The following is a 13,065-nucleotide window of genomic DNA, read 5'->3' on the forward strand; positions in this document are numbered from 1 at the left end:
AACCGGCTACCGAAGTAGCGTGGATAGCCCGACCGCATTTACAAAAGGCGCGCAATAAGCGGTTCGTTAAATAGCGCCTTTTGTAAATGGGGTCACGCCCAAAGATATTATTTATTTTGGACTATAAACAAAATTCCTGAATGTCACAGCGCCTTCTCCAACAGCAGAAAGACCTAGCTTTAAACTCATAAAACCACCCAATACATTATGATTGAATGATGATACTTCTGCGGAATTTTCAATTTTTAACCAATCTTTCCCGTCAATGCTGTAAAACATATTAACGATTTGCTCTTTCTTTTCTAAACGAAGAAATAAATGCTTTTTATTTACTCCTTTTTGAGTTGGAAATTGCCACGTTCTGAGTATGGCAGAAATATTTTCTTTATCAGCTGCAATACCTGTATAAATTTTGCTGTCATAAAACAGGATAAGCCCTGCAGCTGCATTCCCTTCAATTTCTACTTCAACTTCAGCAGAATAAGAATGATCGGAAGCACTACACAATAATGGAGAACTTTCACCAATATTATTGCCTTTCCCTTTAATTTTTAATCCATTTTTAGAAAATTGAATCCTGTCTGCGTCATATTGATTATAAAACTGCCATTGAGGCTGAAGCTCCATTGATCCAAAAGTATCAGAAAGAGCAAAATTACTTTTGACAGACTGACCTGCAGGTTTCTTTAATACATCTTCTGTTTTAGTTCCGGCTTTCATTTTAAACCAGCCATCAGCAGTCCATTCTACAGGTTGTAAAAGTGTCTGACGTCCCATGTTGTAATAACCATTTTCATAACCATGAAAAACCATCCACCAATTTCCTTTAATATCATCAATCACTGTTCCGTGACCTTTTGACCACCATTTTTCGGAACTGTCATTTGTTCTGATAATTGGATTATAAGGAGAGTTTTCCCATGGTCCCAAAGGCGACTTTGATCTTGCAGATATCACCATGTGGCTTGTTGCCGGTCCTGCTGTACCTCCTTCGGCAACTGTCAGATAATAATAATCTTTATATTTTAAAACTTTTGGTCCTTCCATACAAAAACATTCTATCGACCATTCATTTGGTATTTTCCAACCATCATAACTATGTTTTATATCACCAGTCACAGATAAACCATCTTTAGACAATGGCACATAACCTCCATTGCTGAAATAAAGGAATCGATTTCCTTTATCATCAAAAAAATGTCCGGGGTCTATATTACCAACCTTTAGATCTACAGGATCACTCCATGGACCATTTATAGCATCTGCCCATACCACATAGTTAGTTTCATTGGCAGGGAAATAGATATAAAATTTGTTATTGTATTTAACTAAATCCGGTGCCCATACAGAACCTACGCTTTTTTTTAATGCATGAGTAACAAGTTTCCAGTTAACCAAATCTTTAGAAGTCCAAATTAATAAACCAGGATAATAATTGAATGAAGAATGTACAATATAATAATCCTCGCCGTCCCTCATTATCGATGGGTCGGCATAATCGCCTGCAAAGATTGGATTTTTATAAGATCCGTTCTTTTGCTGGCCGTTTTGTTGCTGTGCATTGATTACAAGCGACATTGAAATTATAAATATTCGAATTACTTTTTTCATAATTAATTCATCTGGAATTTTATTAATTGTATATTATTTATTTACTGATATTATATTTTTGTGATGCTGTAATCATTTCCCAATTATCAGTTCTGAAAGGAGATGCCGGAAATTTTTCTTTATTAAAAAGATTTATTTCGGTGTCGTCATCTGCCCAGCCATAATGAACGGCAACAGGATTTGGAACTTCAGCGCTTGAAACTATTATTTTATTGTTTTTTATAATCGCTTTAGCGGAATGAAAAACTTTGTCTGCTCCCGCGATTTCGAATCCTTTTACGTTTTCTGAATTATCAGAAGTTGATAATCCTGTTCCTATATTATTAAAAGTCAGAATGATTTCGTTTCCTTTTACTTCCATTGACTTGTACATTGGTCCGCTGAAAACTCGTTTTTTACCGTAAACATTATTTAAAGCTATAGCTGCCAAACGCAAACCTATGTCTTGTTTGTTTGTTGGATGAATGTCTTTTGCGTTCCCGATATCGGTCGTTACTGCCATTCCGGTGTTTGGTAATTTTAAAGTTTCTGTTTGTGCTTCGCGAAGTTCTGCCCAACGGCTTCCAACTTTACTGTTTCCGTTAAATTCATTAAAAGTTGACAATTGTACAAAATAGAAAGGAAAATTACCCTGGTTCCATTTGGTTCTCCAATCTGTAATCATCAAGGGAAATGCTTTTTTGTATTGCTTGGCTCTGGTCACATTAGCTTCTCCCTGATACCATAAAACTCCTTCGAATGCATATGGAATTAATGGATTAATCATCGCATTGTACAATAATGACGGATAGCTATTAGGTGAAACCGAAACTTTTACTTGTACTACGTTAAATTTCCATAGTCCATCAAGTGGAATGGTCGAACCGCTGAAATCAATTTTCAAATCGGCAGGGTCTCCGTAAATTCCGCCGCCTCCTGAATAATCCGTGATTTTGACAGCAATTACATTTGTCCCTTCTTTTAAAACACTAGCCGGAATTTTATAAACTCTTTTTGCTTCCCAAACATTGTTGGTTCCTACTTGTACCCCGTTAACATACGTCTGATCTTCATCATCGACTTTAGACAAATATAAAACGGCTTCTTTTTTAGCTTGCTCTGCAGACAAAACAACGGTTTTTCGCATCCAAACCACTCCATCAATATTTCCAATTTGCTGATTTTCCCAAAGAGAAGGGACTTTTATTTCAGGCCAGTTTGCATCCTTAAAATCCTTTTCCTTAAATTGATTTTCGTTGGCCATAGTAACTTCAAAACCCTGTATTTTTTGTATGTTCCCTAAAAGTGATTTTTTGTATGTTTCAAAAATGGCATCCATATTTACTGAAGGCACACTGGCGATCATGTCTTTGAATTCGTCACTTTTCTCGAATGCTTCACGGCTTGTCCAGGTTTCAACACAGGTTCCGCCCCAGGAGGTATTGATAATTCCGATTGGAATTTTTAATTCGGCATATAATTTTTTAGCGAAATAATAACCCACTGCGGTAAAGTTTCCAACAGTTTCTTTACTACTTGCTTCCCATTTTCCTGCTTTTAAATCATCTTTTGGTAAACCGCTTAAATCCTGCGCCACACCAAAATGACGAATCATTGGATAATTAGAATCGTTTATTTCTGCCTGAGAATTCATTGTTTTATAAACCTGGAACTCCATGTTTGATTGTCCGCTGCAAATCCACACTTCTCCAACCAAAACATCTTTTATGACAATTTTATTTTTTCCTGTAATGGATAATTCAAAAGGGCCGCCTGCTTTTTCAGCATTTAAACTTACCGTCCATTTACCGTTTTTATCGGCAATAGCGTTTTTAATTTGTTTATTAAATTGGATTTCTACTTTTTCGCCGGCATCAGCCCAACCCCAAACCGGAATTGATTTATTTCGCTGCAAAACCATTCCGTCAGAGAACAATAACGGCATTCGAACATTGGCATTTGCCAAAAAAGAAAAGAATACAATGAAGATTAATATTTGTTTTTTCATTTTAAAAATTGTTATGAATAGCAAAATATCTTACAATCAAAAAAGATTAATTGTAAGATATATTCTGCTGATTAAATTTATTATATAAAAATAGGATTTCTTACTTCGGCAAGATTACAAATCTATACTAAAGCCTGATTTATCCCATAATTTATCTAATTTTTTAGTTTAGACCACTCATCAAACCAGTCAGAGCCTGATTGTCAAAAACGGTATTATTGCTTCTGTTAAAAATTCCAAAACCATTATTAGAGATACTGCCTTCATCCCAGTAAAAAGGTACTAGTCCATTAGCTTTCGCTTGTTGTACTACATATTTTAAATAATAAGCACGTGATGCTAAATGTTTAGTCAGATTATCTCCTGTTAATGAAGAACGTCTGATAGCTCCAAATTCTCCTAAAATTACGGGAATTCCTTTGTCTACAAACTGAGTTTTCATCAATTTAAAATCGGCTGTTACTCCAGCCTCTTCACCCCAGGTAGCATTTCTGCCGGTGTCTGTTGTAGATTTAAATCCATTCCCCCAATAATAAAACATTTTGCCCCAACTTTCATCCTGAGTCATACCGGCAAATTGCCATGGTGAATAATAATGTACTTCTACCATCATACGTCCTGATAATTTATCAGTAGGTAAAGAGGTCATCAATTGATTTGTTTTAGCAATATCAGTTCTTGGCCCCTGAATTATTAAGGTTCTGTAAGCATTTCTGCCACCTGTAGAGCGAACTGCATCAATAAATGTCTGGTGGTACGATTTAAGTACAGCCATTTGTTCTGCAGTGTCAACATTAGGTTCATTAGCACTTGCAAAAAGCAATAATCCATTAAAATCTCTAAGACTGGTAGCTATTTGCTCCCAAAATGCTTTTTGTTTTTCATTGTTTTCAACTTGTTTTGCTACTGTAACATTGTTTTCCAGCCATCCGCCGTCCCAATGAACATTTACAATACAATACATTCCGTTGTCATTACAGTATTTCACTACCTCTTTAACTCTGCTAAGCCAGTCAGCTTTTATTTGTGCCGTAGTCGAATTGGCTAAATACTGATTCCATGAACATGGAATACGCACAGCATTAAAACCCTTAGCTTTTACTAAGTCTATTAACGCTTTAGTAACTTTTGGGTTTCCCCAGGCGGTTTCACTTCCGGTGGCTTCCAAAGTGTTACCAATATTCCAGCCTATTCTGATTTTGGATGCAATAGTTCTGGCATCACTTCCCATACCTGAAGGATCAGCCGGCAACGGATTTGTATTATAGCTTGGTAATCTTGAAGTAGATACATGAACTTCTGAATTACTTGCTGCTACAATTTTTTCTTCAGTCAATGCATCTTTGCTGCAAGATAAATTTCCTAATAATACCAAACACAGCAAAGCTGTAGTTTGGCAACTCATAAGCATTTTTTTCATAATTGTGGTTTTTGTGGTTAAATGTTAGTAAAGCATAATCTTAAATAATTAATCTTTTATAATCAGTAAAAAACTCAATTCCAGCCGAATATAGCATTCTGTATTCTATTTAAAACAACAAAATTCATCTCAAAATCAGTAAAAGCCATTATTTCAAATCTAAAAGAAAAAGAAATAATGACCTTAAAAACTTCTGGCCTTTTGAAAAAAAAACCTATCTAAATTGAGATAAAAAATGCGAACTGCAGTTAATTTATTGATTGGTCTTTGTTTCGAAATCTCAATATATAGAACTAACTGCAGGCCACATAAATTCTTTTATTTCAAACCATTCTGCAATCCGGTTAATGCCTGTGAATCAAAAACAGTATTATTGCTTCTGTCAAATAAAGACATTGTATTTACTCCTAAATTTCCTGCATCCCAATAAAAAGGAACTAATCCATTCGCTTTTGATTGTTTTACGACAAATGTGTAAAAATCTGCTCTTGATTTTAAATGCAATGCCAATGCATCACCAGTTAAATTCGAACGTCTGATTGCGCCAAATTCTCCCAAAATTACCGGAACTCCTTTATCTACAAATTGTGTTTTCATTGATAGAAAAAGTTTGCTTAAATCAGCCTCTTCTCCTGAAGTTGGATTGTGTGCAGTATCGGTAGTTGAATGATTCCCTGTACCCCAATAGTAAAACGCTTTACCCCAGTCAGCATCTTCAGTCATCAGAGTAAATTGATAAGGATAAAAGTGAACCTCAACCATCATACGGTTTGCAACATTATCTGTAGGAAGCGTAGTCATCAATGTATTGGTTTTACCGATATCTGTAGACGGCCCTTGTACGATTAAATTACGGTATGCATTTTTACCTCCTGTTGAACGAACAGCATCGATAAAAGTTTGGTGATACGATGTCAAAACTGCCATTTGAGTTGCGTCTGCCACATCAGGTTCATTGGCACTTGCAAAAAGTAAATGCTCATCAAATCCTCGCAAATGTGTTGCAATTTGCTGCCAAAATGCTTTTTGTTTTGCATTGGTTTCTACTTTCTTGGCTTCAGTAATATTTTTTTCCAGCCATCCGCCGTCCCAGTGAATATTTACGATTACATACATATCGTTATCCACACAATACTGCACAACTTCTTTTACTCTGTCTAACCATTCAGTTTTGATTTTTGCAGTTGAAGAATTCTCTACATATTGATTCCATGAGCATGGGATTCTAATTGCATTAAAGCCATTTGCTTTAACCAAATCAATCAATGCTTTTGTAACCTTTGGATTTCCCCAGGCTGTTTCACCACCTATTGCTTCCATAGTATTACCAATATTCCAGCCCATTTTCATTTTTGCTGCCAATTGTACTGAAGTACTCCCCATACCTGAAGCATCGGCGGCAAGAGGGCTTGTATTATAATCAGGAAAACCCGTAGATCCGGCAATTCCAGCCTGAGAAATTGTGATTTGAACAGATTTCGCTTCATTTGAGCCTAAAGTGATAATTGCTGTTCTTAATTTAGTGGTTGTATTTGCTAAAGCAGTTACTGTAACTGTTGTAGTTCCCGAAGTACCTCCTGCCTGACTGATTTTTACCCAACTCGCATCTGAACTATTCATTAACCAAGCTGTTACATCTGTTTCGATTTTAATCTCTTTAGTACTTCCGCTACTCTCAAAATCAATCTTATTAGGGCTTACAGTAAGATCTTTAATTGTCAAATTCTGCGCTGTTTCCTTATCTGAACTACAGGCAAATATCCCGGCAAAAATTATGCAGGATAAAAAACTAAATACATAGCTGTTTATTGTTTTTTTCATTTTTTGTTAAGTTTTTTTTTAAGTTAGTTTGCTACTAAAAATTATAATATGCTTTATTATTATAATTCCTTATTCTATTATTTGATTGTTACAGTAATTTCTTTTTTAATATCTCTTGAAGAATTTCCTAATTTCAAGGTATATTTTCCTGGTTCAACGGTCCATTTTTTTGAAGCTACGTCATAATACGCCAATTCTTTAACCGGAACTTTAATTGTTATTGTATTTGAGCCTCCTGCTTTTACATCTGTTTTTTGGAATCCTTTTAATTCCTGTGCAGCACGTGCAATTTTTGAATCAGATTTAGATGAATACAATTGTACCACTTCTTTTCCGTCAACTTTCCCGGTGTTTTTAACATCAACCGAAACAGTAATTGTATCCGTTACAGCATAAGAAGTTTTGTCCGCTTTTGCATTATCGAAAGCAAATGTGGTGTAAGACAATCCGAATCCAAAAGGATATAACGGTGCGATTTTCTTAGTATCAAACCAACGGTATCCTACTAAAATTCCTTCGGCATAATTAACTGATTTTCCGCCAGGGAAGCTGTTTGTCGCGTGTGCCGGAGAATCCATAATATTTTTAGGCATTGTCCAAGGTAATTTTCCTGATGGATTTACTTTCCCTAATAATATATCTGCCAAAGCATTTCCGCCTTCAGAACCATTAAACCAAGTCCAGACTAAAGCTGAAGTTTTTTTGCTTACTTCATTAATATCAAAAGGAGCTCCGGCAATCATAACTACAATAGTTTTTGGATTAACAGCTAATACTTTTTTGATTAATTCTTCCTGTCCGAATGGTAAGTGTAAATCTCTGCGGTCTGAAGATTCAGTTTCGTAATCACGATTTGAACCTGCAAAAATGATAGCTACATCAGAATTTTTAGCCGCGTCTAAGGCTTCTTGTAATTTAGCCGGGTCTAATTGATCGATCGTTACAGGACCACTCGAAGTAATATTTCCTAAATTTCCTTTATTCTTTTCTTCGTAACGCTCTAAATATCCTTCAGCATAATTAATTTTGATTGATGATGGCAATCTGTTTTTTAAACCTTCCAAAGGCGTAATTTCTCTTTTGGTTTTTACACCCGCACCAAATCCGGCCAAAGAATTTTTCTTGGTTGCATTATTTCCAATTACGGCAATTGATTTAACTCCGTCCAATTTCAAAGGCAATGCATTGTTCTCATTTTTCAGTAATACAACAGCCTCAGATGCAATTTTGTATGCATCCTGATAATGTGCTTCAGTTGCAATGCTTCCTTTAGCACGTTCTCCGCCGCCCATCGCTTTTACCTGAAATAAAACACGCAAAATACGTTTTACATGCAGATCAATTTCTGCTTCTGAAACTTCTCCGGATTTTACTGCTGCAATAAGTTTATCAGCCAGGAAAAATTCGTTGAATGGTTTTGGAGTTCCCATTTCAATATCCAAACCATTTTTTAAAGTTTTTGCTGTAGAATGTACCGCAGCCCAATCTGAAACTACAACTCCTTTAAATCCCCATTCATCACGAAGGATTTTATTTAGCATATAATCATTTTCACATAAATATTCGCCTCTAAACTTATTGTAAGCACCCATTATGCTGTATGCTTTTGCATCTTTTACAGACGCTTCAAATGCAGGAAGGTAAATTTCACGAAGTGTACGTTCGTCAATTTGTACATCGACAAAATCACGATTGGTTTCCTGATTATTTGCTGCATAATGTTTGACGCAAGCCATAACATCTTTTTCCTGTAAGCCAACGATTAAAGGCACAGCAATTTTTTTATTCAAAAATGGGTCTTCAGACATATATTCATACGTTCTTCCTCCAAGCGGAGTCCTTACAATATTAATTGCAGGCGAAAGCAGCATGTCTTTATCTCTGGCACGTAATTCTTCTCCTAAACTGTTACCGAATGTATGCGCCATTTCTGCATTCCAGGTTGCAGCCAAGCCGCCTCCTGCCGGATAATAAGTTGCAAAATCATTCGTTAAACCAGCCGGAGCCCAATTGTCACGAGAAATTTCTTCACGAACTCCTAACGGTCCGTCAGCCATTTTTAGTTCAGGAATACCCAAACGTTTTACGCCTCCATTACTAAACATGCTGTTACCGTGAAGCATGCCTATTTTTTCTTCAAGTGTCATTTGAGAAATTAACTTATCAATTTCTTTGTCAAATTCTGACCCTATTTCTTTACCTGCATATTCTTTTTGAGTAGAATCAGAGTCTGAACTTTGTGCATAATTTTTACAAGAAGTAAAAGCCACAAAAGCCATAGCCGCTGACAGACATAAAATTTTGTTTTTCATAAATCGTTTCTTTGTTTAGGTTTAAAAATTTTTCCTCACTAAAAATCTTTAAATCGTGGTGTTTAAATTTGTTCGTGGTTTTTATTTTTGGTTTTTGTTTATTTTTAAATTATTGTTTTATCAGATTTAGCAGGATAACATCATTCTCATTTATTTTGAAATCTCTGCTAAAAGTTCCTTTAACATCAACAGTTATTTTTTCTGTAGCCATTGGAGCTCCGTTATTTTTTGCTTTGATTGAATTTACCTGTTCACGGGTTAACTGACTTGGTTTGTTTAAAGACAAATAATCAGCATATGCATCATTCGATTTATATCCAACTTTGTAGGTTTCTAAAATATATTTTCCTTTCTGCAATCCATCAATTTCAATTTTTACTTTTCCTTTTTCTTTTGATGGCAAATCCTGAATATAATAAGTCTGGTTCCATACTTTATCGCCAGGATGGGTATTGGTAAAATCCCAGAATAATAATTGCACATCACCTTTTTTGTCTTTAGATGCCCAGGAAGATTTATCTGTATTTTGAAGTTCTGTTTCTCCCAATTTATTCATGAAATAATAAGAGAAATAAGCCGGTTTTTTAATTCCCTGTGTGTTCATTAATCCGAAACCTCCATGAAAAGGAGTGAATCTTGGACCTGCTTCTTCAAAAATATCCGTAAAAACCCAATATGACATTGAGTTTGCAGCGTTGCCAACTTGTTTCAGTTTTTGAAGAATATAAGCTGCGGAGTGATAACTGTCATGGATTGGATCTGAAGGTGTGTAAGAAGAACTCCATTCTGTATAATGCAATTCCAGATTTGGTTTGACAGAATTTGTAATCTGCTTTCGCGAATTAATAACGTCGCCACTGATACTATTCTTGTCTGGACTAAGCACTGTTCCGGAAATTCCGAACTCGTCTAAATATCCTTGGTTAACACCGTATGTGTGTGTTGAAATAAAATCTAACGGAACATTCTTTTTGGCGCAAAATTCAATTGTTTCAGGAACCCAGCCAGCACCGGCTGTTGCAGGCCCGCCCACTTTAAAATCTTTATTTACAGCTTTTATGCCACGCGCAGCATATTCGTATAATTTAAAATATTCATCCTGAGTACCTGTCCAGAAGCCTGGTGTCAGATTTGGTTCATTCCAAACCTCGAAATACCATGTTTTTACTTCTTCAGCTCCATAACGCTCGGTAAAATGAGCGGTTAAATTGCGAATCAAGTCTTCCCATTTTTTATAATCTTTTGGAGGGGTTACATTTCCTTTCCACCAAAAAATAGTTTGGGGACCGCTTGCCAATGCTGAAGGCATAAAACCTAATTCAACAAAAGGTTTCATTTTGATACTTACAATAAAGTCATACAAAGCATCAATATATTGATAATTGTATTCCGGATTTCCTTTTGCATCTTCTTTGTAAACCGCCATATCATCAGATAATAAGCCATGCATTCTGATGTATTTAAAATCACATTCTTTTTTTGTGATTGCGAGCTGCTGCTGCCAATCGGCTCTTAAGCCTTCGTTAGCTCTCCCTGCTCCAACACATTCTTTGAACATGGTATTCAGTTTTCCTGCAGTTTTATTATAATCTACTTTTATGATTCTATTATCAGAAACAGATTTTTCAGTGTTTGTATTTTGTCCAAACAATGTAACGTTGCTTAGGAATAATAGAACAATCAGTAGTATTAAATGTTTTTTCATTGTAATTATTTAATAGTTATTTTTTGGGTTAAAAGAATTGCATCTGAAGCACTTCCAACTTGAATTTCAATTGTATTCTTTTCGAGCTCAAATTGTTGCTTAGCTACATTCCAATATTGCAAATCTTTAGCTTCTAAAGTCAGGATAACATTCTTAGTTTCTCCCGCTTTAAAAAACACTCTTTGAAAAGATTTCAATTCTTTTTCAGGACGTTCAACTTTTGAATCCAATTGTTTAATGTATAATTGAACTACTTCATCCCCATCTTTATTCCCGGAATTTGTAACGGAAACGGTAACTTTTATTTCACCGTTTTTAGTAATTGTCTCTAAATTGGTTTCAATTGAATTGTATTTAAAAGTTGAATAGCTCAGGCCGTGACCAAAAGCATACAAGGGTTTTCCTTTAAAATATTGATATGTTCTTCCGTTTCGGATATTATAATCTAAAAATGCCGGCAAATCAGTTATATCTTTTACCCAGGTTTGCGTTAAACGTCCGGCAGGATTATAATCTCCAAACAAGACATCAGCCAGAGCTGTTCCTGTTTCCTGACTGTTTTGTGTCATATGTACGATTGCCGGAACATGTTCTTGTGTCCAGTTTATTGCATACGGAAAACTGCTGATTAAAGCAACAATGGTTTTAGGGTTCGCCTGAAACGCTACTTTAATCAAATCTTCCTGCTCTAAAGTCAATGATTGGCGGTCAACCGATTCTTTGCCTTCACTTGACACCGGACAATCTGCCCAACCCGCATTACAAGTCGGATGATTACCAACAATTACAATTACTACATCCGCTTTTTTAGCGATTTCGGCAGCTTTGCCATCAGTGTTATTTTTAGCAAAAAGTATTTCAACATTATTGCCCAGTTTATTTTTAATTCCCTGCAAAGGTGTAATAATATAAGAAGGTGTCCCGCTATACCAATCCAATAATACTTCGTCAGCATGAATCCCGATTATGGCTATCTTTTTTAATTTTTCTTTTTGTAAGGGCAACAATTCCGAATCATTTTTAAGTAAAACAATTGATTTTTGTGTCGTTTCCAAAGCTATTTTTTTGTGTGCTTCCGTTGTCCAGGGATCAATAGTATCTTTTCCCGTTCCAATTTTAGCATATGGATTTTCATTTGTATCATCTAACATTCCTAATTGAATCATCACTCGAAAATCACCTCTTAAAACTGCATCAATATCTTTTTCTTTTAAATATCCATGCGAAACTGCACCATAAACTGCTTCTGAATATTCATCCAAAAACTGATTAATTCCTGCTTTTACAGCAGCAGCAGCGCCAATAAATTTATCTGTGTAATATTTATGGTCCGAAAGTAATAACCTAAACGCACCACCATCTGTACAAATAATTCCGTTTTGCCCCCATTCTTTTTGTGTAATGTCTTTCAACATCGGGTGCACCATTGCGGGAATTCCGTTTACTTTGTTGTAAGCTGCCATGTACGCACGGGAGCCACCTTCGACAACGCCCATTTGAAAAGGCAAAGCATAATATTCTCTCCACAATCTTTCATCAAAATCAGACGAGGTATAAGTTCTTCCATCTTCATTGCTATTGGCTAAAAAGTGTTTCATTAACGAAGCTGTCTGCCAATATTTTGGATTATTCCCTTGCAGGCCTTTTACAAAAGCTACTGTCATTGTTCCGTTAAAAAAGGCATCTTCGCCATAACTTTCTTCGGTACGTCCCCAACGCGGATCTCTTGCAATGTCTGCATTTGGAGCACGAACTACTAAACCTCCTCTGTTATATCTTTGAAAAGCATAACGTGTTTCATAACTTTCAACATGAGCAACTCTCTGAATTAAATCAATATCCCAGGTTTCACCCAGACCATAAGCCTGAGGAAAAGTCGTGGTAGGCAAAGACTGTTTGTTTTTTCCACCCCATTCACCCGGTCCGCCTAATGCCAAACCATGTAAACCCTCAACATGTCCAGTACCTTTAACACCCAATCTTGGAACAGAAGGGTTGGTACTCAGGCACACGATTTTTTCATCAAGCGTCATTAAAGACAACAAATTATCAATACGCTTTTCAGTATCCAGTTTAGAATCCTGAAAAGCGTATTGCAACTTTTGCTGAGCAAATCCCAAGTTAAGCAAGAGTATAAAAACAATATGTAAAATAAGGTTTTTCATGTTTCGATTAAATAGAGACGCACTGCTGTGCGCCTCTACATAAT

7 protein-coding genes are annotated in these 13,065 nt (G+C 35.9%); all 7 read right to left on the reverse strand.

Features of this window, described 5'->3' with window-relative positions; genetic code table 11:
* Positions 1-111: 111 nt before the first annotated feature.
* The 7 genes from ACEN92_RS13525 to ACEN92_RS13555 all read right to left on the reverse strand — a co-directional run bounded on the left by ACEN92_RS13525 (position 112) and on the right by ACEN92_RS13555 (position 13,021).
* Positions 112-1,611, reverse strand: coding sequence for a family 43 glycosylhydrolase (locus ACEN92_RS13525; RefSeq protein ID WP_495638883.1), 1,500 nt, complete (start codon positions 1,609-1,611; stop codon positions 112-114).
* 37 nt (positions 1,612-1,648) lie between these two features.
* Positions 1,649-3,598 (reverse strand): sialate O-acetylesterase, encoded by a 1,950-nt coding sequence (locus ACEN92_RS13530; RefSeq protein ID WP_495638884.1) that lies wholly within the window; start codon positions 3,596-3,598, stop codon positions 1,649-1,651.
* A 163-nt stretch (positions 3,599-3,761) separates the two neighbouring features.
* Positions 3,762-5,018: a glycoside hydrolase family 5 protein gene (locus ACEN92_RS13535; RefSeq protein ID WP_495638885.1), complete on the reverse strand. Its 1,257-nt coding sequence runs from the start codon at positions 5,016-5,018 to the stop codon at positions 3,762-3,764.
* 318 nt (positions 5,019-5,336) lie between these two features.
* The gene (locus tag ACEN92_RS13540) at positions 5,337-6,839 is read right to left on the reverse strand and encodes a cellulase family glycosylhydrolase (protein WP_495638886.1); all 1,503 of its coding nucleotides are present in this window, start codon (positions 6,837-6,839) and stop codon (positions 5,337-5,339) included.
* 77 nt (positions 6,840-6,916) lie between these two features.
* A complete protein-coding gene (locus tag ACEN92_RS13545; protein ID WP_495638887.1) occupies positions 6,917-9,151 on the reverse strand; it encodes a glycoside hydrolase family 3 C-terminal domain-containing protein in 2,235 nt (744 codons plus the stop codon).
* A 109-nt stretch (positions 9,152-9,260) separates the two neighbouring features.
* Entirely contained in the window at positions 9,261-10,856 is a 1,596-nt protein-coding gene (locus tag ACEN92_RS13550) for a GH39 family glycosyl hydrolase (protein ID WP_495638888.1), read from the reverse strand.
* 5 nt (positions 10,857-10,861) lie between these two features.
* Positions 10,862-13,021: a glycoside hydrolase family 3 C-terminal domain-containing protein gene (locus tag ACEN92_RS13555; protein WP_495638889.1), complete on the reverse strand. Its 2,160-nt coding sequence runs from the start codon at positions 13,019-13,021 to the stop codon at positions 10,862-10,864.
* Positions 13,022-13,065: the final 44 nt, after the last annotated feature.

The organism is Flavobacterium sp. Flavsp81, from assembly GCF_059491325.1.

Coding starts and splice junctions, on each gene's coding strand:
- ACEN92_RS13525 (WP_495638883.1), bottom strand. CDS start 1,611: ATGAAAAAAGTAATTCGAATATTTATAATTTCAATGTCGCTTGTAATC.
- ACEN92_RS13530 (WP_495638884.1), bottom strand. CDS start 3,598: ATGAAAAAACAAATATTAATCTTCATTGTATTCTTTTCTTTTTTGGCA.
- ACEN92_RS13535 (WP_495638885.1), bottom strand. CDS start 5,018: ATGAAAAAAATGCTTATGAGTTGCCAAACTACAGCTTTGCTGTGTTTG.
- ACEN92_RS13540 (WP_495638886.1), bottom strand. CDS start 6,839: ATGAAAAAAACAATAAACAGCTATGTATTTAGTTTTTTATCCTGCATA.
- ACEN92_RS13545 (WP_495638887.1), bottom strand. CDS start 9,151: ATGAAAAACAAAATTTTATGTCTGTCAGCGGCTATGGCTTTTGTGGCT.
- ACEN92_RS13550 (WP_495638888.1), bottom strand. CDS start 10,856: ATGAAAAAACATTTAATACTACTGATTGTTCTATTATTCCTAAGCAAC.
- ACEN92_RS13555 (WP_495638889.1), bottom strand. CDS start 13,021: ATGAAAAACCTTATTTTACATATTGTTTTTATACTCTTGCTTAACTTG.